Source organism: Cohnella thermotolerans DSM 17683 (assembly GCF_000429825.1).
Taxonomy (GTDB): Bacteria; Bacillota; Bacilli; order Paenibacillales; family Paenibacillaceae; genus Cohnella; species Cohnella thermotolerans.
In genome coordinates this window covers 1-21,896 of record NZ_KE386967.1, presented here as the reverse complement: position 1 = coordinate 21,896, position 21,896 = coordinate 1, and the positions used below count along the sequence as shown (strand labels likewise).

The following is a 21,896-nucleotide window of genomic DNA, read 5'->3' as shown; positions in this document are numbered from 1 at the left end:
GATCCCTTCGCGGGAGCGCGGATTGAAACCCGGCATATGGAACCGACGACTACTACGGTCTGGAAGTCGCTCCCCGCGCGGGAGAACCGCGGGAACGATGGCCGATGCGGCGCTTAATCGCACTTCTCACCGGTGCCTGCGCCTTTGCCTTTCTTCTTCGGAATGTGCGCGGAATTGTCCGCCAGCTTGTCCCCGAACTGATCCAGCCGCGAGGGGGCGGCCGCCGGCCCGTCGTTGTCCGGCTTGTTGTTGCGTCCCGTCATCGTTGTCACCTCACTGTCTGTAAAATGTTCATCCCCGGCCCAAATCATGCGTCCGCAACGGAATCCGCCGAAGCAACGCTTTCGAATATCCGTCTTGTGGCCTCCCCGGCGGCATGCTATCTTGTTAGTAGTCAGCGTTTGCGGGGGGATGAGGGGGTTGCCGGGAAACAGCCGAAGCCGAATAAGTCGCAGTCGCATCCGGCGGCTATGGCCGCTCGCGAGCCTTCTTTTGCTGGCTTTGCTTGTAAGCGCTTGCCAAGCAAATTCCTCCATTTCCTACAAGGTGATTTACGCCATGGACAACCCGGATAACGGCGCGCAGTCCGCCGTATCCGCCCAAGACAGCGCCCGCCGCTTCAAGATCGGCTTCGTGCCGAAGGTCGGCGACCTCCCTTACTTCAACGTGGCGAAGGAAGGGGCCCAGGAAGCGGCTTGGGACTTGAACGCCGAGCTCGTTTACGAAGGCCCGGCTTCGGCCGACGCCGGGGAGCAGATCGAGGTGATCCGGGATTTGATGGCCTGCAAAGTCGACGTCATCGCCGTGTCCGCGAACGATCCGGAGAAGCTGGTGCCCGTTCTGCTCGAAGCGAAGCGCCAAGGCATCCGGATCATTACCTGGGATGCGGATACCGAGGCGGAGGCGCGGGAGTTTTTCGTCAATATGGTCGATCCCGAGACGCTCGGACGGCATCTGATCGATACGCTCGCCCTGAGCATGGGGGAGAGGGGCGATTTCGCGATTCTGACCGCGTCGCCTTCCGCCGCCAACATGACCGAATGGCTCAAGTGGATGAAGGCGCAGCAGAAGGAGTTTTACCCGAACATGAAGCTGCTCGAGGTCGTGCCGAACGACGACGATCCGGACAAAGCTTACAAAGAAGCCAAGGCACTGCTGAAGAAATATCCGCACCTGAGGGGCATCGTCGGCGCTTCTTCCGTCGGCCCGCCTGCGGCTGCCCAAGCGGTCAAGGAAGCGGGATTGGCCGGCACCGTCAGCGTCGTCGGACTGTCTACGCCCGAACTTATGCGTTCCTATCTGAAGGACGGCTCGGCGCAAACGGCCACGCTGTGGAGCCCCAAGAAGCTCGGCTACCTGACGGTCGTGCTGGCGCGAAACCTGCTGCTGGGCCGCATGCCGTACGACGACCAGGCGATCGTCAACGTCGGCAACATCCGGGTGGACGGGGACACGGTCATTATGGGCGAGCCCCTGGATTTCAATAAGGACAATGTGGACCAGTATGATTTCTAAACTCGCGGATGCGCTTCGGTTCCGTCATTTTCGCCTGAGCACCAAGCTTATCGTCACTTACTTGCTGCTGACGGTCGTTCCGATGTCGCTGCTAGGCTACATTTTTTACGTGCAATACACGAAGTCCATCGAAGAGCAGATCGGCGAGTATATGCCCCGGTTCCTTTACCAGGCGAACGCCAACATCGAGAAGCACGTGAACGAATTCGCGGCGCTTCCCGATCTGCTGTTCAATTCCGACGACATGATCTCGATTCTGCGGCGGGATTCCTCCCAGAGCCGGTCCGATTTGAACAAGGATTTGTTCGCGCTGAACGGCTATCTGAACCGGACGTACCTCGGAGGAAGCAACCCGGACGTCTTCGCCGTGTTCCTGCTGTCCAAGAACCGGCTCTTTCAGAGCTCCAAGCTTCGCTACACCGGCTTCGACCGGGATCAGGCGATCGCTCCTTACCGGTACGACGTCGACGTCCTCGACAAGGCGAAGGTGATCTTGCCAAGCGAGACGACGCTTCGGTTCGAGAACAACACGCCCTACGTGCTGATCATGAAGCAAATTATCGACACGGACAACCGCCGGGTGCTCGGAACGATGTTTATCGCGGTGCAGCTGACGTTCATCGACCATATTTTGCGGGACTTCGAGAAGAAGGATACCGCCGACCTGTGGGTCATGACCCGCAAGGGCGAGATCGTCTACCATACCGACCCGGAGAAAATCGGCACCTTCGACAGCAGCATCGGGCAGTACCCGATTCTGAACGGAAGCTTCCGTGCGAACGCGCCCGGCGGGCCGGCGCGGCTGGTCAGCCTGGCCCAGTCGTCGCAGCTGGATTGGGTGCTGGTGCACAGCATTCCGCTGAAGGATTTGACCGAGCGGACGGACCTTGTCCGCAACGTGACGATTTTCGTCTTCATCGCCATCGTTCTCGTCACGACGCTGCTCTCGGTGCTGTTCTCGGTGCGCATCACCCGGCCGCTCAAAAAGTTGAGCCGGCTGATGAAGAACGCGGAGATGGGCCATTTCCAGGCGGATCATTCGCTGCAGAGCCGCGACGAGATCGGATCGCTCGCCCGCAGCTTCAACTCGATGATTACGACGACGCGCGAGCTCATTCAGACGAACTACCGGATCGAAATCCGGCAGAAGGAAGCCGAGCTTTACGCGCTGCAATCGCAGATCAACCCTCACTTCATCTACAACACGCTGGAGACGATCGGGATGGCGGTGGAGGAAGGGGAGACGGATACGGTCGTGAACATGGTTACCTTGCTCGGACGCACGCTCCGGTTCTCCGTCGGCAACAAGTCGAAGACCGTGCGGCTGGCCGAGGAAGTGCAGCATGTAACCGACTATTTGACGATTCAGAAGTTCCGGTTCGAGGACCGTCTCGCGTTCGACATCGCGCAGCATCTCGATCCGAACGGTCCGACGCTGTATTCGCCGAAGTTCATCCTGCAGCCGATCGTCGAGAATGCGATCAAGCACGGGCTCGACACCCGCAAGACGCTCGAGATCCGCATCGGCATCGGCCAGGAGATGAGCGCGCGTTCCGGCAAGCAGGACGTCGTGTTCCGGATTCGCGACAACGGGCCGGGCATCCAGCCGGAGCGAATGGCGGAGCTGGAGAGGGAGCTGCGGTCGGAGTCGCTGCTCGTCAAGGATTCCGGCTTCGGTCTGGGCAACGTCAACGCCCGCATCGTGCTCATGCACGGACCGGAATACGGCATTCAATTGCACAGCATCGTCGGCAAAGGCACGGAGGTGATCGTCCGCATTCCGGTCGTCACGATGCCGGACGAGCGGGAGGATGCCGAGCGGGAAGAGAGGAGTGGGATGAATGCAGCCGATACGGACGCTGATCGTTGACGACGAGCCCCGCATCCGCAGGGGGATCGAGCGGTTGGTGCAGTCCTGCGGAGACGATTGGGAGGTCGTGGCGGCGCTCGGCGACGGGCGGGAGGCGCTCGATTATTTGCACGGGAGGCGCGGCGGGGTCGACTTGCTCATTACCGACGTGAAAATGCCGGAGATGGACGGCCTGACCCTGATCCGGGAGGCCCAAAAGCATTACCGGTTCTATCCGATGCTGATCAGCGGATACGACGACTTCGAATATGTGCGGACGGCGCTGCGGGAAGGCGCGATCGACTACATGCTTAAGCCGGTCGACCGGGATCAGTTCCGCGCGAGGATGGCGGAGCTTCGGGAGCGCATCGCCAGCGGCCGCAACGACGAATGGAAGCGGGCGGAGGCGAAGCGGCAGGCGGGGCTGCTGAAGAAGGCCCGTCAAACGCAGACGCTCAGCTACATTACGTCCGCGGGCATCGACATTGAGAGGCTGGGCTACTGGGTCGAAGATTTTCCGCGGGGACGTTATCTGCTGATGTACGTCAGCCTGGATGCGCTGCCCGTGAAGGCGAGAGCTTACACGGCCAAGGATTGGGAAGCGTACACGTTCGCCTTGGAGAATATCGTGGCGGAAGTGGTGGGCCAAGGCGCGAAGACGACCGGTCTTGAGGGCTGGAGCTGGCGCGGCGGCAATTCGGATTTCTGGATTCTGCTGTGCGCGCCGGCGCTGGAGGAAGAGGGGTTGGAGGCCTCGGGGGAAGCTTTGGCGGAGCAGGTCCGAACGGCGATTCGGATGTATACGCCGTTTACGGTGTCGGTCGCCGTGGGGGCGGCGATCGAGGATTTGTATTTGCTGCCGGGCGCAAGACGGCAGGCGCTGGCGCTGATGCATACCCGCCTCGTCGAAGGCGGGAACCGGACGTTCCGGCAGGCGGAGCGGGCGGCTCCGCCCGGCGGGGCGGAACGGCTGGACGCGGAGCTGGCGCAGCTCGCGATGCGGACGAAGCAGGCGATCGCGCTGGCCAAGGCGGAGGAAGCGGAGGCGCTGCTCAAGCGGTATGTCGCCGAGCTGGAGCGGGCCGATTCGCCGGCGGCGATCCGGAAGGCCGCGCAGCATATGCTGCTGTCGATTTTCTCGGCGGCGGCGGAAAGTGGAGGCGCTGTCGGATGGGGCGGCGGGAGCGATCCGGCGGAAGCGGTCGAAGAAGCGCTCCGGAGCCTGGACCGGGCGACGCATCTGCAGGAGCTGCGAAGCGAGCTGGGCCTGCGGATGAGAGAGGCGATCGAAGGCATTCGCGAAGCCCGCCGGGAGAGCGACCGCAAGCCGGTCGAGCAGGCGAAAGCGTGGATTCGCGAGCATCTGGGCGGCGACATCTCGATCAAGCGCGTCGCCGACCACGTCTTCATGAACCCGACGTATTTCTGCGAGTATTTCAAGCAGCAGACGGGAGAGACGGTGCTCGATTACGTGACGAGGCAGCGGATGGAGAAGGCGAAGGAGCTTCTGGCCGACCCGCTGGCGAAGCTGCAGGAAGTCTCCGTGAAGGTCGGCTACCAGGACGCGAAGTACTTCGGCAAGCTGTTCAAACAGTGGGCGGGCGTGTCGCCTTCGAGGTTCCGGGATCGGGCGGGGGATGCAAGGGTCTCCTGGGGAGAAGGACATTCATGATCATTGACGGGGAGAAGACGGTGCTTGCGGCCCGTCTCTTTTTTTTGTGATTTCCACGTTCGTTTTATGTTATTAAAAATGACATTAAAATAAAATTTAATGTTGACATATGTGGTTATGTAAATTATTATCGCAATATAACCACAGAAAACAACAGAAATCAACGAAAACTTGTCTCAAATTTGTAATGTAATATTACATAAAATTGAGACCTTCCAAATTGACAACAAGGTGGAGAGACAAATGGCAATTGTAAAGAACTTCAGCAAAGCGTCGACCATCGAAAAATCGATGAAATGGTGGAACCCCGGAAAAACGCGGCAATGGCAGCTGGACGGCGTGGATTTGGTCATCGGCAAGCGCGAAGGCTATTATTTCTACGACATGAACGGCAAGCGCCTGATGGACGTTCACCTGAACGGAGGAACCTACAACCTGGGCCATCGCAATCCGGAAATTATCGAGACGCTGACGGAGGGGCTGAAGGAGTTCGATATCGGCAATCACCATTTTCCTTCCATGGTTCGGGCCGAGCTGTCGGAGAAGCTGGCCGAAGCGACGCCGGAGGGCCTGACTTACTCGATTCTGGCCAGCGGCGGCGGCGAAGCGGTCGATGTCGCTCTCAAATGCGCCAGGTACGCAACCAAGCGGAAGAAGATCGTCTCGATCCGGTTCGGCTATCACGGTCATACCGGGCTAGCGGTCGCGGTAGGCAATGAACGGTATTCGCGCCGCTTCCTGAGCGAAGGCGATCCGGAACTGTTCGTGCAGGTTCCGTTCAACGATCTGGAGGCGGCGGAGAAGGAGCTGTCCAAGGGCGACGCGGCTTGCATCATCGTCGAGACCGTTCCGGCCACCTACGGTTTCCTGATGCCCGAGCCGGGCTATCTCGAAGGGCTGAAGAAGCTCTGCGAACGATACGGCTCCCTGTACATTGCGGACGAGGTTCAAACCGGACTGATGCGGACCGGGAAAATGTGGGGCATCGAGCACTTCGACGTCCGTCCGGACATTCTCGTCACCTCGAAGGGATTGAGCGGCGGCATCTACCCGATTGCCGCTACGATCGTCAGCGAACGGGCGGGGCAGTGGATGCTCGAGGACGGTTCCGCGCACATCTCCACGTTCGGAGGCGCCGAGCTGGGATGCCTGGTGGCGCTGAAGGTGCTGGAAATTACCCAGCGCGAGGAAGTGAGGCGGAATGTGGCGTCGATCTCCCGTTACCTGCGGGATGGGCTGGAGAGCATCAGACGGCAGGTTCCGGACTTCTTTATCGATATCCGGCAGATGGGAGTCGTCATGGGGCTCGTTTTCGGCCATCCGGAGGGCGCGAAGTACGTCATGCGGACGTTGTATGAGAACGGGGTGTGGGCGATTTATTCCATGCTGGATCCGCGGGTGCTGCAGTTCAAGCCCGGATTGCTCTGCGACAAGGCGTACTGCGACGAATTGCTCTCCCGCGTGGAGACGAGCGTCAAACAAGCGATCAAGCTCATTTAACACGACATCGTGAGGAAGGAGAGGGGTCCATGGGAGAACCGAATCTCGTCGCGCAAGACGCTTCGCTTGAGCTGTACCATAAAATCGCCAGGCGGGCCGTCGGCCTATATCCGCTGCCGTCTTCGTCGCGGGTGCGTCTGCTGAACTACTCCGAGAATGCGACGTATTTGGTCGAACACGGCGGTTCGGGGGAGAAGACGATTCTGCGGGTGAACCGGCCCGGCTACCATTCGAAGGAGGAGTTGGACGCGGAGCTCGTCTGGATGCAGGCGATCCGGCGCGAAGGCACCGTCGCCGTTCCGGAGCCGATCGCGGGCTCCAACGGGGAATTCGTTCAAGCTATCAGGCTGGAGGGCGGAGGAGCGAAGATTTACTACTGCGTCATGTTCAGCTTCTTGTCCGGTTCCGCTCCAGACGAGGAAGACGAAGAGGGGATGGTGGTGCAGTTCGAGAAGCTGGGCATGGTGACAGCCTTGCTTCACGAACATAGCCGGGAGAAAATGGCCTCCCTCGCCCTCAAACGCCCGGAGTGGGTTTACGACAACATGCTGGGCGCCAATCCCACTTGGGGACGATGGCAGGACGGTCTCCATATCACGCCGGAGCGGGAGAGACTATTCCAACGGGTGTCCGAGATCGTCGAACGAAGGCTTGAGCGATTCGGCCGTTCCAAGGATCGTTTCGGCCTTATACACGCCGATTTGCGGCTGGCAAACTTGCTTGTCGAAGGGGACCGGATCCGGGTCATCGATTTCGACGATTGCGGCTACAGCTGGTTCTTGTACGACCTGGCCTCGGCTTTAAGCTTTATCGAACACAAGCCTTACGTTGAAGAGCTTATAGCCGCCTGGCTTCGCGGATATGAACGGATTCGGCCGGTCACGGAGGAGGAGAAGCAGGAAATCCCAACGTTTATTATGCTGCGCAGGCTTATTCTGGTGGCGTGGATCGGAAGCCATCCGGAGAGCGATACGAGCTTGCGAGTCGGTGCTTCGTTCACGGGGCAGACGGAGCGGCTTGCCGCGAACTATTTGGAAAGATACGGATAGGTATTTTTCATTGATTGAATAATCCGAATAATAGGAGAATTCGGGAGGAGAGAGACGATGGCGGTAGCAAGAGAGAGATTGGCAGCGGAGAGAGAACAGGCGCAGCATCCATCCGAGCTAGCGAAATACGGGTACAAGGAAGAATTGAGCCGGACGATGAACGTTTGGCAGCTGACGGCTTTCGGGCTCAATTATATGGTTCCGATCGCTCCGGCGATTATTTTCGGCCTGCTGCTGCAAACGTCCGGCGGAACGGTCGCCCTTCCCTATTTGCTGGCCGGCATCGCCATGCTGCTCACGGCTTTCAGCTACTCGGTCATGGTGCGAAATTTTCCGCTGGCCGGGTCGGTCTACAGCTACGTGGGCAGAGGCTGGAACGTTCATTTGGGCTTCATCTCCGGTTGGGTTCTGACGCTGGATTACATTCTCATCCCGACCGTGACCGCATCCAGTTCCGCCTATTTTGCTCAACAATATTTTCCGGACGTGCCCTATTGGGTTCTGCTTGCGATCTTCTCCGTCGGAACCGGTTTGCTGAATCTATTCGGCGTTCAACTGGTGTCCAAAATGGGGCTGTGGCTTCTCGTTCTCGGAGAGCTGGTCGTATGGGGGTCCATCCTAGTCTGGGGCTACGCGGTATCGGCCAAGCATATGGGCACAGGCGAGCTGATCAGCTCCGTACCGTTTCATTTCTCCAACTTCTCCACGCTGATCGCCGCTACCTCGCTCGCCATCTTCAGCTTCCTCGGGTTCGACGCCATTACGACGCTGGCGGAAGAGACTCATCATCCGAAACGGGACATTCCCAAAGCGATCTACTGGTGCGTGGGCATCGGGACGCTGACCATGTTCATGTGCGGCTATGTCGGCCTGCTGGTCATCCCGGACTGGGAGCGTCACGCGAGCGATGCGAATTGGATGAACACCGCCCTCTTCCAAGTGTCCAAGATGACGGGAGGAGAAGCTTTCGGCATCGTCTTTATCGCCGGTTATTTGACCGCCTTGGGCGTGTTTAACCTTGTCGCAACGGCCGCCGGCGCTCGCCTGCTGTACGGGATGGGACGGGACAACATGCTTCCGAGAGCGGTGTTCGCCAAAATCAACAAACGGTGGAAGACCCCGCACTGGAGCGTGCTGATCATCGTCGGCATCGAATTCGTTCTGGGGCTCGGCTCCAATATGACGACGCTCTCGAACCTGGTCAACTACGGCGCGCTATTCGGATTTGCCGCGTTGAATCTGTCCGTCATTTGGTTGTATTACGTCAAGAAGAAAGGCGAAGCTCCGCTTCGGTTGGGCTCCGAGCCCAACTGGATGCCAAGGGGCGCTCGGCATATCCGTTACGCGTTCCTGCCGTTCCTGGGCTTCCTCGTTATCGTCTACGTCTGGATCAGCATGGACCGGCTCGCTCTGCTGATCGGCACCTGCTGGCTTATTGCAGGGCTCGTCTTCCTGGGCGTGAAAACGAAAGGCTTCCGCAAACTGCCTCCTCATCTGGAGCTGTAATCGAACGCAAGGAGCGTGTTTAGGATGTTGACATCGTGCAAAGGCAAAACGGCGCTTGTCACCGGCGCGAGCAAAGGCATCGGCAAAGGCATTGCCCGGGTATTCGCGGCGCAAGGAGCCAACGTGGCGCTGGTGAGCCGAAGCTTGGCCGGCGCGGAGGAAGCGGCCGCGGAAATTCGCGAAGCCGGGGGCAGTGCCCTGGCGTTCGAAGGAGACGTTGCCGATCCCGCTTCCATGCGGAGGGTGGCCGCGGATGTGGCGGAGGCTTTCTCGGGCATCGATATTTTGTGCGCGAACGCGGGTATCTTCCCGTCTTCGACGATCGAGAACATGACGGGCGAAGACTGGGATCGCGTCATGAACACGAATGCCCGGGGAACCCTCTTCTCTCTGCAGGCGTGCTTGCCTTATTTGAGAGAAGCGGAGTACGGCCGCGTCGTCGTCATCTCTTCCATCACCGGACCCGTTACCGGCTACGCCGGATGGTCGCATTACGGCGCCAGCAAGGCGGCGCAGCTCGGCTTTATGCGAAGCGCGGCGCTCGAGCTGGCGCCTTACGGAATCACGATCAACGCCGTCATGCCGGGCAACATTCGGACGGAAGGATTGGAGGGGATGGGCGCGGAATATATTCAAGCAATGGCGTCCTCCATTCCGCTGAAGCAACTGGGGGAGGTTGAAGACATTGCGTATGCGGCATTGTTTCTGGCTTCGAAGGAAGCGCGCTTCATTACGGGCCAGACGATTGTCGTGGACGGAGGCCAGATCCTTCCGGAAAGTCTGGATGCGATGGGGTGAACGGCCGAACGGTTAACGCAAGCAAAAGGTGGTCTTACGAATGTCACTATCCTTCGAAGAGAGAAAGACGCTCATTCTGGAACGGCTGGCCGAGGAGGGCAAGCTTCATGTTCCCGTTATGGCGGAGCTTCTGAACGTATCGACGGAGACGATCCGGCGGGATCTCGACCGGCTCGACAAAGAGGGCAAGCTGAAGAAAGTGCACGGCGGAGCCGTCAAAGCCAGATCCGACGCCTGGGAGCTTCCGTTCGAGCAGAAGGCGCTTGTCAACCGGCAAGAGAAGCAGGCGATCGCGAAGCTTGCGGCTTCGCTGGTCGAGGACGGTGACAGCATTCTGATCGGCAACGGAACGACGCCGCTCGAACTGATCCGCCATTTGAAGGGCAAGCGCCACGTGACGGTCATTACCCATTCCGTTCCGGTGATGCTGCTGGCGATGGAAGCGTTCGAGGGCCGGCTGATCTTCATCGGCGGAGAGGTGGACATGGTCCAGAAATCGGCCGAAGGTCCGCTGGCCGAATGGACGCTTCAGCATCTGAAGGCGAACAAGGCGTTCATCTCGGCCGGGGGTGTCTCGACGGTCGACGGCATCACGGACTACGATCTCGACGAGGCCAACATGTCCCGCAAGCTGATGGAGCGGTCGGAGGAGCTGATCGTCCTGGCGGATCACACCAAGATGGGCAAAACGACTTTTGCCCATATTTGCCCGCTTCGCAACGTGTCCGTGGTCGTCTCCGACAAGGGGTGTCCGACGGAGTGGCGGCAGAAGCTCGCCGCGCAGGAGATTGAGCTGCTGCTGGCCGACGTCGACGATATTTAAGGCGGCTGAAGATTTACCCCGAGAACTTCTCGTGAAGAAGACGGTGTGCGAACGAGCGCACCGTCTTTATCGATTTGGGCAACTCCCGAATATTTTCCCCCCGATCCGAATACCGTCTCCTTCTTCGCCCGGCGCTAACCCTTTATCTTTAAAACATCAAGGCAGCGCTACAGCGGAGCGAAAGGGGAAGAGGAGATGTCGGAGTACATCCTTGAGCTCAAGGGAATTACGAAAACGTTTCCAGGCGTCAAAGCGTTGGACGACGTCTATTTCAAGCTGAAGCCGGGCGAGATTCATGCGCTCATGGGCGAGAACGGGGCGGGCAAGTCCACGTTCATCAAGGTGATCACCGGCGTGCATGCGCCCGACGAGGGCGAGATGTTCCTGAACGGAGAGAAGGTTCATTTCCGCAATCCGACCGACGCGCAGAAGGCGGGCATCGCGGCCATCTACCAGCATGTGACCTGCTACCCGGACCTAAGCGTCACGGAAAATATATTCATGGGCCACGAGCGCGTGGCGAAGGGAACGAAGCGGCTGCTCTGGCGGGAGATGCACGAGGAAGCGGGACGCCTGCTCCAAAGGCTCGGCGCTTCCTTCAGTCCGAAGACGCAGATGGGAGCGCTGAGCGTCGCCGAGCAGCAGATCGTCGAGATCGCCAAGGCGCTGTCGGTGAACGCGAAAATCATCATCATGGACGAGCCGACGGCCGCGCTGACGAACAGCGAGAGCGAGGAGCTGTACCGGATTGCGGAGCAGCTCAGGGATCAGGGGACATCGATCATTTTCATCTCCCACCGGTTCGAGGATATGTACCGTCTGGCCAGCCAGGTGACGGTGTTCCGGGATTCCCGCTACATCGGAACGTGGAGGGTCGACGAAATTTCCAACCACGATCTGATCGTGGCGATGGTCGGGCGCGAGATCACGCAGCTGTTCCCGAAAAAAGCGGCAAGCATCGGAGAGGAGCTGCTCCGGGTGGAAGGGCTGGGCCGGACCGGTTACTTCGCCGACGTGTCCTTCACGCTCCGCAAGGGAGAAATACTCGGTCTGACCGGACTCGTCGGCGCGGGGAGAACGGAGGTGTGCCAAGCCCTCTTCGGCATCGCCCGTCCCGATAAGGGCAAAGTGTTCTACAAAGGCCGGGAGGTCGCCATCCGGCACCCGCTGCAAGCGATGAACCTCGGCATCGGCTACTTGCCGGAGGACCGGCAGAAGCAGGGGCTCGTGCTGCAATGGGAGATCGGACGGAACATTACGCTCCCCGCGCTGGAGAAGCTGTCGCGCAACGGGACGATTCAAATTCGCCGAGAGTGGGAGTTCGCCAAACGGCTGGCGGAGAAGCTCGGCGTCAAGGCCAAAAGCGTGTTCGACCCGGCCGGCTCGCTCTCCGGCGGCAATCAGCAGAAGGTCGTCTTCGCGAAGCTGCTGACCGCGGACCTGGACGTGCTCATTCTCGACGAGCCGACCAAGGGCGTCGACGTCGGGGCCAAATCGGCCATATACGAAATCATCAGCGACCTGGCGTGCTCGGGGTACGGCATCCTCATCGTCTCGTCCGAGATGCCGGAGATTATCGGTATGTGCGACCGCGTGGCCGTGATGAGGGAGGGGCGGATCACGGCGTTCATGGATCGCGGGGAGATGACGCAGGAGGCGATTCTGGCGGCTTCGATGGCGGACGGGGCGCCGAAGAACGAACAGATAAGGTGGGCTCAGGCATGAGAGAAAGAGGAGGGCACACGGCCGTCGCAGCCGTCGGAGAAGCGCTTGGCGCGGCGGCGCCCAACAAATCGTTAAGCGCCAACATCGCCAGGTTCAGGGAAGTCGGGCTGCTCGTCTTCATCGTGCTGCTGTCCGTCGGTGTGCAGCTTCGCAATCCGAGCTTCCTGACGTGGGAGAATCTGAACGACATCGCCATGAATACGGCGATTCTGAGCATTCTGGCCGTCGGCATGATGCTCGTCATCATCACGAGGGGCATCGACCTGTCGATCGGCGCCACGCTTGCGCTGTCCGGCATGATCGCCGCCTTGACGGTCAAGGAATATCCGGGCGCGAGTCCCGCGGTCGCTCTGCTGATCGGCATCGGCATCGGCCTCGTCTGCGGCGCGCTGCTCGGACTTCTCGTCGCCAAGGCGAACATTCTGCCGATCATCGCCACGCTCGGCATGATGAACGTGTTCCGCGGCCTGACGTACGAAGCGAGCGGCGGCAAGTGGGTCAGCGCGCACCAGATGCCCGCGGATTTCAAAGCGATCGCGACGGGCTCGCTGCTGGGCGTCAATCATTTGATTTTCATCGCTATTGTCATCTATATCGCCGCCTATTATTTCATCGCCCATACCCGGACCGGCAGGCAGGTGTACGCGGTCGGAAGCAATCCGGAATCGGCGGAAGTGAGCGGCATCCGGTCCGGCCGGATCCTGTGGCTTGTCTACACGATCATGGGCGGGCTCGCGGGGCTGGCCGGCGTGCTGTGGGTGTCCAAATTCGCGTCCGCCCAAGGGGATACCGCTTCGGGCTACGAGCTGAGCGTCATCGCGGCGTGTGTCCTCGGGGGCGTCAGCATCGCGGGCGGCTCCGGGAAAATCTCCGGCATCCTCCTCGGTTCGGTGCTGCTCGGCATTCTGAACAACGCTCTGCCGATGATCAATGTCTCGCCGTTCTGGCAGAACTGGATTCAAGGCATGATCATCCTCGTCGCCGTCCTCGTGAACGCGCTCGTCAAACGCGGCATCGACCGCAATCATCTCATGAGGAGGAGAATTTGAGCATGGAACCGAGAGTCATCCTGGGTAAAAAGGCGTTCTCCTTCCGGAGCTTCTTCCTCCAGTGGGAATGGATGCTGGTGCTGCTGTTTATCGCCGTGAACGTCATGAACGTCAATCTGTCCGAGTTCTACTGGAACTTCGGCAACCTGCGCGACGCCACGATGAGCTTCTTGGACAAGGCATTTATCGTCCTGCCGATGGTGTTCGTCATCATTCTCGGCGACATCGACATCTCCGTCGGCTCCATCGTCGCCCTGTCCTCGGTCATCATGGCCGACCTCTACAATCACGGGCTGCCGATGCCGCTCGCCATGGTCGTCTGCTTGGCGGTCGGAACGCTGTGCGGCTGGATCAACGGCCTGCTGATCGTCAAGTTCAAGGAGCTGTCGGCGGTCATCGTCACCCTCTCGACCATGATTATCTACCGGGGCGTCGCTTACATTTTGCTCAAAGATCAGGCAGCCGGGAAATTTCCCGAATGGTTCAACTTCCTCGGCTGGGATTACATCGGCGGCATTCCGTTCATTCTGATCGCCTTCGCCGTCTTCGCCGCCGCTTTCTGGTACTTGCTGCACAAGACGACGTTCGGCCGCCGGGTGTACGCGATGGGCAGCAACCTGACGGCAAGCCGCTTCTCCGGCGTCCGGACCGACCGCATCAAGATCGTCGTGTTCACGCTGGCCGGCCTGATGTCGGCGGTCACCGCCCTGTTCCTGACGTCGCGGATGGGCAGCACCCGGCCGAATATCGCCGCCGGCTACGAGCTGGACGTCATCGCGATGGTCGTGCTGGGCGGCATCAGCACCGCGGGCGGCAAAGGCCGGATGATCGGCGCGATTCTCGCCGTGTTCCTCATCGGCTATTTGCGCTACGGCCTCGGGCTCGTCAACGTCTCGGCGCAGACGCTGCTCATCATTATCGGCCTGCTGCTCATCGTCGCCGTCGCGATTCCGAAGCTGAAGCTCGGCCGCGCCTCCGCGAGACGAAGGGCGTAAGCCGCGAAATGCGGGGGCTAAGATCCGTTACAGGACGGTCTTTCGACTGTTTTGTATAGAAGCAAGCGAAGATAAAAAAGGGAGGAAACACCAGGTGAGAAAGATGTTCGCACTCGGATTGACGGCCGTTCTGTCGCTTTCCTTGCTCGCAGGATGCGGCGGCGGCAAGAACAACAACGCGGCGGGCGGCGGGGACGGCAAGCCGGGCGGAAGCGCGTCCGCCAGCGCCGGCGCAAGCGCAAGTGCGCCCGCCGCCGACAGCGGCAGCGGCTCCGGAGATTCCGGCGGAAAGAAGAAGTTCGCCATTATTTTCAAGAATACGGGCAATCCCTACGGCGAGAAGCAAATGGAAGGGTTCAAAAAGGCGATCGAGGAGAAAGGCGACGAAGCCATCCTCAAGGCTCCGGATCAGCCGACCGCCGAGGCGCAAATTCAGATGATCGAGGAACTGATCTCCCAGAAGGTCGACTCGATCGCAGTCGTCGCCAACGATCCGGACGCGCTGCAGCCGGCGCTGAAGAAGGCGATGAACGCGGGCATCAAGGTGCTGTCGCTGGACTCCGCGGTCAACGCGCAAAGCCGTCTCGTGCACGTCAACCAGGCCGACCCGGAACGTATCGGGCGCACGCTCATCCAGGGCGTCTCCGAGATGATCGGCGGGGAAGGCGAGATCGCCATTCTGAGCGCCACCTCCCAGGCGACGAACCAGAACACCTGGATCGAATGGATGAAGAAGGAGCTTGAGGATCCGAAGTATTCGAAGATCAAGCTGGTCAAAGTCGCCTACGGCGACGACCTGCGCGACAAGAGCGTCTCCGAGACGGAAGCGTTGCTCAAGTCGTATCCGAACCTGAAGGGCATTATCGCGCCGACGACGGTCGGCATCGCAGCCGCCGGCAAGGTGCTGACGGACAAAGGCTTCAAAGGCAAAGTGCAGCTGACCGGCCTCGGTCTGCCTAGCGAAATGGCGGAATATATTGAGAGCGGCGTCTGCCCGTGGATGTACCTGTGGAACCCGATCGACGTCGGTTACCTGGCCGGCTATGCTGCGGAAGCGTTGGTGAACGGAGAGATCACCGGCAAGGCGGGCGAGAAATTTACGGCGGGCACGCTCGGCGAGAAGGAGATCGTCGCGGACGGCGACGGCACGCAAATTATGCTGGGCGATCCGTTCAAGTTCGATTCCAGCAACATCGCGGAGTGGAAAGCGGTCTATTAATCCGGCAGCCGAGACCGGAAGCGATCAGAGGCCGGGCGGGTCTCCGGAGGAGGTTTCAGCTTCCGGGGCCTGCCCGGCCTATTTCGGTGCAAAGGGGAGAATGAGGGAGATGGAAGCGAGCCGAAAGTTCGCGTGGACGTGGACGGTGAAGGAGGAGCATCTGGAGGAGTACGTGCGGATGGACCTCGATCCTTGGCCGGAGATCATGGAGGAGCACCGCAGGGCGGGCATTCGCTTATATCGCCAAGAGCGAAGCGTGCAGCCGCTGGAACGCGATCACTTCGAAGATGGTCGAGGCGCCGTTCGATTTCGCTGAAGCCGAACCGATCCGGCCGATGCGCGATTGAAAGGCTCGGGCGGAATCGAATAACGCGCGCATAACAAAAAGCTGTTCCCGGGTCGTGCGACCTGGGAACAGCCTTTTCGTTCTTACTGGAAGTTTCTCGGTTGGTAAGAGCTGCCGCCGATGCTTTGGGAGATCGGTTGTTGTTGACTCATGCCGAAGCCGGTTTGGTACGGTTGGGCCGCCGTTTGGTAGCCGCCTTGAACGAATTGGGCGGTTTGCATCGAATGCATCGATTGCTCAAGCTGACGGGCGATCTGCTGCATTTGTTGGAGCTGCTGAATCGCGGTTTGATGGCCGTGGAGGGCGTTTTGAATCGTTTGGGCCGCTTTGTGCTCGCGTTGGGCGAGTTCTTCCAGCCGCATGGCGTTTTGCTGCTCCTGCTGCAGAAGCTGCTGGTAGTTGGCGCTCGCTTGTTGGGTTTGCGAAATCAGCTGGTGGCAAATTTGCTCGAATTGGTTAATCTGATTGCCGAGGTTGGGTTGGTACATGCGGATCCTCCTGGGATTGAATTTTGACAACCTCCAATTAGAGTGTCGACAACCTTTCGTCTTTATTCGTCCGTCGCCTTTAAAAATCATTGACTTACTTCGGTCAGGTAAATTAGGATGGAGATATTCTGGAAATCGAGAGAGGAGAGTGGCGGGAGTGAAGGCTTATCTATTTCTGGCGGTCGCTATCGCCAGCGAGCTGTTCGGCACTTCGATGCTGAAGGCTTCCGCCGGATTTACGAAGCTTTATCCGAGCATCGCGACGGTCGCCGGCTTCGGCATCGCCTTTTATTGCTTGTCTCAGGCGCTGCAGCAAATCCCGCTCGGCGTCGCTTACGCGATCTGGTCGGGCGTCGGGACGGCGGTTACGGCGATCATCGGCATCATCGTCTGGAAGGAGACGGCGAGCATCGCGACGGTCGCGGGCATTGCGCTCATCATCACAGGCGTCGTCATTCTGAATTTGAAAGGCGCGGCGCACGGCTAAGGAGAAACTTACTTGGGTAAGGGGATGCCCCCCTTGATTGCGACAGCGCGGAAAGGACAGGCACCGCTGTGGATCGACAACCTTTGTGGACCGGCAATTTTGTCTTGCTGCTGTTCGCCAATCTGTTTTTGTTTCTCGCGTTCGAGATGCTCATCCCTACGCTTCCGTTGTTTGCGGAAGGAATGGGGGCCACCGAATCGCAGATCGGCATGGTGACGGGCATCTTCACGTTCTCCGCCGTGCTTATTCGCCCGTTCACCGGCACGCTGACGTCCCGCTTCGGGAGGAAGGGGCTGCTTCTGATGTCTACCGCCCTCTGTCTCGGAACGACGGTCGCGTACGGCTGGACCGACGGAATTGGGCCGATCGTGGCGGTGCGCCTGCTGCACGGCGTCGGCTTCGGTCTGGCGACGAACCTGTTCGCCGCCATGGTGTCCGACCTGCTTCCGGCGAACCGCCGCGGGGAAGGCGTCGGCCATTTCACGATGGGCGAGACGCTGGCCATCTCGCTCGGCCCGCTCTTCGGCGTCGGGCTGCTGGGTTCGTTCGACTTCCACGGCTTGTTCCTCGCCGGAGGGCTCATTCTGCTCGTCTCCCTGGCCATGAGCGGCCTGACCGGCCGCAGCCGCACGCCCGCAGAAGCCTCAACGGCCGCCGGAGAAGAACGCCCCGCTGGCAAACCGTCGATTTTATCGGCTATGATAGAGAGAAGAGTGCTTCTGCCTTCCGCGCTTGCCGTACTGCTCGGGCTTACCGTCGGCGCCGTCGTCTCCTTCATCACCGTCTACGCGCAAGCTCGGGGAATCGGCCACGTCGAATGGTTCCTGTTCACGAACGCGATGGCCGGATTGCTCATCCGCTTCGTCTCCGGCCCCTTGTTCGACCGCAAGGGACCGGGCAGCGTGCTCATTCCCGCGGCCGTGTGCAGCCTGATCGGCAATGTGCTTGTCTCGGCGGCTTCGGATACCGCTTCGCTCATCGCCGCGGCGGTCTTCTGCGGCATGGGGGTAGGCGCGGCGTTTCCCGCTTTGCAGGCGTGGTGCCTCCAACTGGTGCCGGCGCATCGGCGGGAGGCGGCGATCGGCACGTTTTTCAACGCGTTCGATTTGGGAATCGGAATCGGCTCGATGCTGGCCGGCGGACTGGCGGGCTGGATCGGATACAGCCCGATGTATCTTTGCTCCGCAGGCGTATTCGTCGTCTATTTGACGGTCTATATGAGTTGTGCGACCAGGAGAAGGAAGGGACAGAGCGCCGCGGCGAAGGGCAAGCTCCCGGCGTAGACGAGGAGGCTCGGACGTGAGCGGATCGGATCGGCTCATGCAGATTGCCATTCGGCATTTCAACCAATACGGCTACGAAGGAACGAAGCTCTCTCGCATCGCCGAGGAAGCGGGCATCCGCAAGCAGTCGGTATACGCCCATTTTCAAAATAAAGACGATTTGTTCCTGCAATTGAACGACCGTGCGACGCGGGAAGAAATCGACTATTTGCACGCTTTTTTCGACGAGCATCGGAACGACGGCTTGCTGGCAACGCTGCATGCGCTTCTCTCCGCCTGCAAGGAGCGGTTCCTGGACAATCCGAACGTGAACTTCCTGATCGTCACGTCCTATATTCCGCCGAGGCACCTGATCGGCCAGGTAATGGCCAGCTACCGCTTGTATTTGTCCCATCTGAGGGCGCTGCTGCGAACGGCCTTCCTGCGGGAGAAGGAATCGCTCCGGATCGATCCCGAGGACGGGCCGGTATCGTTCAGCACGCTGCTCGACGGGCTTGTCACGCAGCTCGTGTACGAGACGCCGGACCTGTACGACCAATCGATGCGCATCAGCTGGGATATTTATTCCCGCGGCATTATGAAAGGCTGAGGGCGTTCGTCTGGAGGCAAAGGATTCGGCTCAAAGGAGGCGTTGTCGGATGTACCTCGTCACGTCGGAAGAAATGCGGAGGGTGGACAGGTATACGATCGATACGATCGGCATTCCGTCCCTCGTTCTGATGGAGAACGCCGGGCGCGCGATCGCGGAGGAGGCGTTCCGGCTGCTGGGTCCGGGAAGGGCGAAATGGGCCGTGCTCGTCGGCAAAGGCAACAACGGCGGGGACGGGCTTGTCTGCGCCCGGCATCTTGCCGAGTTCGGCCATGAGGCGGAAGTCGTCTATGCCGTCCCACCGGAGCAGCTTACGGGGGAGGCGGCGGTGCAGCGCGATATTGCCGCGCGGCTCGGCCTGCCGGCGAGAACGTACGCGCCGGGCGGGATCGATTGGCGCGAGTACGGCGGCATCGTGGATGCGCTGCTCGGCACCGGAACGGCGGGCGCGCCCCGCGAGCCGTACGCTTCGCTCATCCGGGAAGCGAACGCGAGCGGGCTGCCGATCGTCGCGGCCGACATTCCGAGCGGCCTGAACGCGGACACGGGCGAGGCGGCCGAGCCCTGCGTGCGGGCCGCTGCGACGGTCGCGCTCGCGATGATGAAGCGGGGGCTGCTGCTGTATCCGGGCGCGGAAATGGCGGGGCGGGTCGTCGTCCGCGCCATCGGCATACCGGAGACGGCGGCGGCGACGCTGGGCGTCAAGGCGTTCGTGCTGAACGAGCGCACGCTGCGGGAGAAGCTGGGGCTGGATTGGCCCCTGCGCCGCGCCGCCGATACGCACAAAGGCACGTACGGCCACGCGCTCGTCGCGGCCGGCTCGCGCGCCATGAGCGGCGCCGGCCTGCTCGCCGCAAAGGCCGCGCTGCGCGCCGGCTGCGGGCTCGTCAGCTGGGCGCTGCCGGCTTCGCTGGCAGCGCCGCTTCTCGGCCGGCTGCCGGAGGCGATGCTGCTCGGCGTGCCGGACGAAGGGCGCGGCGATTGGAGCGCCGCCGCGCCGGAGGAGCTTGCCGCGCTTGCCGAAGGCAAGCGGGCGCTCGTCATCGGCCCCGGGCTGGGCCGATTTGAAGGCGACGCCTCGTGGCTTCGCACGGTGTGGGAAGCCACGGACGGCGTGCCGCTCGTCGTCGACGCCGACGCGCTGAACATGCTCGCTTCCGCCGGCCGGGACGGCGGCGAAGCGTTCGCGGCCTGGCCCCGCCGCACCGCGCCGGTCGTGCTCACCCCGCATCCGGGCGAGATGGCGCGGCTGGCCGGCCTGTCCGTGCCCGAGGTCCAGCGGGACCGGATCGGGCTCGCGCAGCGCTTCGCGGAGCGTCACGGCGTGACGCTCGCGCTGAAGGGAGCGCGCACCGTCGTCGCGGCGCCGGACGGGACGGTCTACGTCAATACGACCGGCAACCCCGGCATGGCTACGGGCGGATCGGGCGACGTCCTCGCCGGCATCGTCGGCAGCTTGCTCGCGCAGGGGCTGGACGCCGTCCAGGCGGCCGCCGCAGGCGTTTATATGCACGGAGCCGCGGGGGACCGGGCCGCCGCGGCGAGAACGTCGGCCGCTTCGTTGCTGGCCGGAGATATTATCGAGTCTTTGTAAGGGCGATGAGAGACTTCTCAGACCGTCAGGCCGTAGGCGCTGTCCGTAATAAGGGAGGGCACTTCGGCTTTAAGCGCCTTGTACTGCTCCAGGGTGAGGTTGCCGCTCAGCAAGCGCTGCTTCAGCTGTTCGGTCAGCTCGGCGACCTGGTCGTCGATGAGCGGCTCCACTTCCCGGCCGTGCACGGCGGCAATATCGGCGAGCGAGAGGCCGCCGTGCAGCGCCTCCCACACTTCCTCCTCCGACCCGGCGCCGAGGCGGGTCAGGAACGAGTCCTTCGCATCCGCGGCCGACTTTTCTTGCGTACGGGAAGAGGAAGAGGAAGAGGAAGAGGAAGAGAGCCCGGTCGGCGAACAGTCGCCGTACGTGTCGCTCTTCGGCGTAAGGCCGCTTGCGCTCGCCTCGCCGCCGCGCATGCCGCCGGCCACGGTCAGCATCATCGCCAATGTCACGATCATCAACATTCGTTTGGCATTCATTCGGAGACTTACCTTCTTTCCGGAACTAGCGTTCATCCTGTATTTATCCTAACCGTCGCTTCTTAAAACAGGCTTAACGCGCCATTAAGGCTCCTTAAGAATAACGGACGAGACCCGGCAAAGTTTCATCATGGGCGCAATAAAACATCTTCTATTATACGAAACAAAGAACCGCCAGAGGAACGGCGAACGTTTCCCTGGCGGTTTTTTATCATCGGTGTTTGACGTGTCTGAATTTTTAACGAACCTCCGGAGCCTTATTTCGCGGTCGAAAGTCTATCCGTATAACGTAACGAACCGAGGACACCTTATTCGCTTACAACCGTCCCGCATGATCGGAAAATCCGGCCGATAACGATTCGTCGGTTCGTTGCCGATTCGAAAACTCGGCTTTTGCTACAAATAGTGTCTACTGAGTTCGTTAGCGCCATCCGCTCGCGCGAGGGAGGCGGACCGGCAGGGAGCAGACTTCCTTCCCGGTCCGGCCTTAACGCAAAACGCCTTCGTCGTCCGAAGACTCCGAAGGCGCTTCTGCTTGACAGCTTTACGAGCATTACGCTCCTAACATTCTTAAACCGTTACGGCTTCCTTCTTCTCGACGGCGTGGCCGCCGAACTCGTTGCGCAGGGCGGCGACGACTTTGCCCGTGAACGTGTCGTTCTCGAGCGAACGGTAGCGCATGAGCAGCGACATCGCGATGACCGGCGTCGCGGTTTGCAGATCCAACGCCGTCTCGACCGTCCACTTGCCTTCGCCGGAAGAGTGCATGACGCCCTTGATCTCGTCGAGCTTCGCGTCCTTGGAGAAGGCGCGCTCGGTCAGCTCCATCAGCCAGGAGCGGATGACGGAGCCGTTGTTCCAGACGCGGGCGACTTTCTCGTAGTCGAAGTCGAAGCCGCTCTTCTCCAGCACTTCGAAGCCTTCGCCGAT

The 21,896-nt window shown here is 60.6% G+C and carries 20 protein-coding genes, 1 pseudogene and 1 CRISPR repeat array (1 of these 22 running past the window's edge); of the genes and pseudogenes, 17 read left to right on the top strand and 4 right to left on the bottom strand.

Going from position 1 to position 21,896, the window contains the following annotated elements; all coding sequences use genetic code 11:
* A CRISPR array of direct repeats spans positions 1 to 29; the repeat unit is 32 nt; it reaches 343 nt to the left of the window's first position.
* 84 nt (positions 30 to 113) lie between these two features.
* Positions 114 to 263, bottom strand: coding sequence for a hypothetical protein (locus tag G485_RS30575; RefSeq protein WP_169732366.1), 150 nt, complete (start codon positions 261 to 263; stop codon positions 114 to 116).
* A gap of 295 nt (positions 264 to 558) precedes the next feature.
* Here G485_RS30575 and G485_RS0124200 point away from each other — a divergent pair, with 295 nt between their 5' ends.
* The 13 genes from G485_RS0124200 (at position 559) to G485_RS28110 (ending at position 16,016) form a co-directional block, all read left to right on the top strand.
* Positions 559 to 1,515: an autoinducer 2 ABC transporter substrate-binding protein gene (locus tag G485_RS0124200; protein WP_240489268.1), complete on the top strand. Its 957-nt coding sequence runs from the start codon at positions 559 to 561 to the stop codon at positions 1,513 to 1,515.
* The gene (locus G485_RS0124195) at positions 1,505 to 3,385 is read left to right on the top strand and encodes a cache domain-containing sensor histidine kinase (protein WP_027094667.1); all 1,881 of its coding nucleotides are present in this window, start codon (positions 1,505 to 1,507) and stop codon (positions 3,383 to 3,385) included. Before G485_RS0124200 ends, G485_RS0124195 begins: the two co-directional genes overlap by 11 nt.
* Complete coding sequence (locus G485_RS31285; RefSeq protein WP_027094666.1) at positions 3,357 to 5,036, top strand: response regulator transcription factor; 1,680 nt, start codon at positions 3,357 to 3,359, stop codon at positions 5,034 to 5,036. The genes G485_RS0124195 and G485_RS31285 overlap by 29 nt, the downstream gene beginning before the upstream one ends.
* 243 nt (positions 5,037 to 5,279) lie before the next feature.
* Complete coding sequence (locus G485_RS0124185; protein WP_035158005.1) at positions 5,280 to 6,536, top strand: class-III pyridoxal-phosphate-dependent aminotransferase; 1,257 nt, start codon at positions 5,280 to 5,282, stop codon at positions 6,534 to 6,536.
* Positions 6,537 to 6,565: 29 nt separating this feature from the next.
* Positions 6,566 to 7,585, top strand: coding sequence for a phosphotransferase enzyme family protein (locus G485_RS0124180; RefSeq protein ID WP_027094664.1), 1,020 nt, complete (start codon positions 6,566 to 6,568; stop codon positions 7,583 to 7,585).
* A gap of 57 nt (positions 7,586 to 7,642) precedes the next feature.
* Positions 7,643 to 9,091, top strand: a complete 1,449-nt coding sequence (locus G485_RS0124175) for an APC family permease (protein WP_027094663.1) — start codon at positions 7,643 to 7,645, stop codon at positions 9,089 to 9,091.
* 24 nt (positions 9,092 to 9,115) lie between these two features.
* Positions 9,116 to 9,889 (top strand): 3-oxoacyl-ACP reductase FabG, encoded by a 774-nt coding sequence (gene fabG / locus G485_RS0124170; RefSeq protein WP_027094662.1) that lies wholly within the window; start codon positions 9,116 to 9,118, stop codon positions 9,887 to 9,889.
* 40 nt (positions 9,890 to 9,929) lie between these two features.
* Positions 9,930 to 10,712: a DeoR/GlpR family DNA-binding transcription regulator gene (locus G485_RS0124165; protein ID WP_027094661.1), complete on the top strand. Its 783-nt coding sequence runs from the start codon at positions 9,930 to 9,932 to the stop codon at positions 10,710 to 10,712.
* Between the two features lie 195 nt (positions 10,713 to 10,907).
* On the top strand, positions 10,908 to 12,437 hold the full coding sequence (locus G485_RS0124160; protein WP_027094660.1) for a sugar ABC transporter ATP-binding protein: 1,530 nt from the start codon (positions 10,908 to 10,910) through the stop codon (positions 12,435 to 12,437).
* Positions 12,434 to 13,486 (top strand): ABC transporter permease, encoded by a 1,053-nt coding sequence (locus tag G485_RS0124155; RefSeq protein WP_027094659.1) that lies wholly within the window; start codon positions 12,434 to 12,436, stop codon positions 13,484 to 13,486. The genes G485_RS0124160 and G485_RS0124155 overlap by 4 nt, the downstream gene beginning before the upstream one ends.
* 2 nt (positions 13,487 to 13,488) lie before the next feature.
* Entirely contained in the window at positions 13,489 to 14,481 is a 993-nt protein-coding gene (locus tag G485_RS0124150) for an ABC transporter permease (protein WP_027094658.1), read from the top strand.
* A 103-nt stretch (positions 14,482 to 14,584) separates the two neighbouring features.
* Positions 14,585 to 15,700 (top strand): rhamnose ABC transporter substrate-binding protein, encoded by a 1,116-nt coding sequence (rhaS, locus tag G485_RS0124145; RefSeq protein WP_035158014.1) that lies wholly within the window; start codon positions 14,585 to 14,587, stop codon positions 15,698 to 15,700.
* A gap of 109 nt (positions 15,701 to 15,809) precedes the next feature.
* Positions 15,810 to 16,016, top strand: a complete 207-nt coding sequence (locus G485_RS28110; protein WP_240489267.1) for an L-rhamnose mutarotase — start codon at positions 15,810 to 15,812, stop codon at positions 16,014 to 16,016.
* Positions 16,017 to 16,129: 113 nt separating this feature from the next.
* On the opposite strand, the gene G485_RS28105 is transcribed toward G485_RS28110, so the two are convergent.
* On the bottom strand, positions 16,130 to 16,534 hold the full coding sequence (locus G485_RS28105; protein WP_240489266.1) for a hypothetical protein: 405 nt from the start codon (positions 16,532 to 16,534) through the stop codon (positions 16,130 to 16,132).
* A gap of 157 nt (positions 16,535 to 16,691) precedes the next feature.
* Between G485_RS28105 and G485_RS31165 the strand changes: the two genes are divergently transcribed.
* The 4 genes from G485_RS31165 (at position 16,692) to G485_RS0124115 (ending at position 20,487) form a co-directional block, all read left to right on the top strand.
* On the top strand, positions 16,692 to 17,021 hold the full coding sequence (locus G485_RS31165; RefSeq protein ID WP_027094656.1) for a DMT family transporter: 330 nt from the start codon (positions 16,692 to 16,694) through the stop codon (positions 17,019 to 17,021).
* 68 nt (positions 17,022 to 17,089) lie between these two features.
* A complete protein-coding gene (locus tag G485_RS28100; RefSeq protein WP_156922571.1) occupies positions 17,090 to 18,304 on the top strand; it encodes an MFS transporter in 1,215 nt (404 codons plus the stop codon).
* A 16-nt stretch (positions 18,305 to 18,320) separates the two neighbouring features.
* Positions 18,321 to 18,893: a TetR/AcrR family transcriptional regulator gene (locus tag G485_RS0124120; RefSeq protein WP_027094655.1), complete on the top strand. Its 573-nt coding sequence runs from the start codon at positions 18,321 to 18,323 to the stop codon at positions 18,891 to 18,893.
* 49 nt (positions 18,894 to 18,942) lie between these two features.
* A complete protein-coding gene (locus G485_RS0124115; protein WP_027094654.1) occupies positions 18,943 to 20,487 on the top strand; it encodes a bifunctional ADP-dependent NAD(P)H-hydrate dehydratase/NAD(P)H-hydrate epimerase in 1,545 nt (514 codons plus the stop codon).
* 17 nt (positions 20,488 to 20,504) lie between these two features.
* Here G485_RS0124115 and G485_RS0124110 read toward each other — a convergent pair whose 3' ends face one another.
* Positions 20,505 to 20,966, bottom strand: coding sequence for a hypothetical protein (locus tag G485_RS0124110; protein WP_027094653.1), 462 nt, complete (start codon positions 20,964 to 20,966; stop codon positions 20,505 to 20,507).
* Positions 20,967 to 21,536: 570 nt separating this feature from the next.
* A pseudogene (locus G485_RS0124105) lies at positions 21,537 to 21,896 on the bottom strand (phosphogluconate dehydrogenase (NAD(+)-dependent, decarboxylating)); the annotation flags it as partial.

Bases quoted from the DNA above. Each gene is read 5' to 3' on its own strand.
- G485_RS31285 (WP_027094666.1), top strand. From the start codon at position 3,357: ATGCAGCCGATACGGACGCTGATCGTTGACGACGAGCCCCGCATCCGC.
- G485_RS0124115 (WP_027094654.1), top strand. From the start codon at position 18,943: ATGTACCTCGTCACGTCGGAAGAAATGCGGAGGGTGGACAGGTATACG.
- G485_RS28105 (WP_240489266.1), bottom strand. From the start codon at position 16,534: ATGTACCAACCCAACCTCGGCAATCAGATTAACCAATTCGAGCAAATT.
- G485_RS0124185 (WP_035158005.1), top strand. From the start codon at position 5,280: ATGGCAATTGTAAAGAACTTCAGCAAAGCGTCGACCATCGAAAAATCG.
- G485_RS0124155 (WP_027094659.1), top strand. From the start codon at position 12,434: ATGAGAGAAAGAGGAGGGCACACGGCCGTCGCAGCCGTCGGAGAAGCG.
- G485_RS0124180 (WP_027094664.1), top strand. From the start codon at position 6,566: ATGGGAGAACCGAATCTCGTCGCGCAAGACGCTTCGCTTGAGCTGTAC.
- G485_RS0124200 (WP_240489268.1), top strand. From the start codon at position 559: ATGGACAACCCGGATAACGGCGCGCAGTCCGCCGTATCCGCCCAAGAC.
- G485_RS0124175 (WP_027094663.1), top strand. From the start codon at position 7,643: ATGGCGGTAGCAAGAGAGAGATTGGCAGCGGAGAGAGAACAGGCGCAG.
- G485_RS0124165 (WP_027094661.1), top strand. From the start codon at position 9,930: ATGTCACTATCCTTCGAAGAGAGAAAGACGCTCATTCTGGAACGGCTG.
- G485_RS0124150 (WP_027094658.1), top strand. From the start codon at position 13,489: ATGGAACCGAGAGTCATCCTGGGTAAAAAGGCGTTCTCCTTCCGGAGC.
- G485_RS0124160 (WP_027094660.1), top strand. From the start codon at position 10,908: ATGTCGGAGTACATCCTTGAGCTCAAGGGAATTACGAAAACGTTTCCA.
- fabG (WP_027094662.1), top strand. From the start codon at position 9,116: ATGTTGACATCGTGCAAAGGCAAAACGGCGCTTGTCACCGGCGCGAGC.
- G485_RS0124110 (WP_027094653.1), bottom strand. From the start codon at position 20,966: ATGAATGCCAAACGAATGTTGATGATCGTGACATTGGCGATGATGCTG.
- G485_RS0124195 (WP_027094667.1), top strand. From the start codon at position 1,505: ATGATTTCTAAACTCGCGGATGCGCTTCGGTTCCGTCATTTTCGCCTG.
- rhaS (WP_035158014.1), top strand. From the start codon at position 14,585: ATGTTCGCACTCGGATTGACGGCCGTTCTGTCGCTTTCCTTGCTCGCA.
- G485_RS28110 (WP_240489267.1), top strand. From the start codon at position 15,810: ATGGAAGCGAGCCGAAAGTTCGCGTGGACGTGGACGGTGAAGGAGGAG.
- G485_RS30575 (WP_169732366.1), bottom strand. From the start codon at position 263: ATGACGGGACGCAACAACAAGCCGGACAACGACGGGCCGGCGGCCGCC.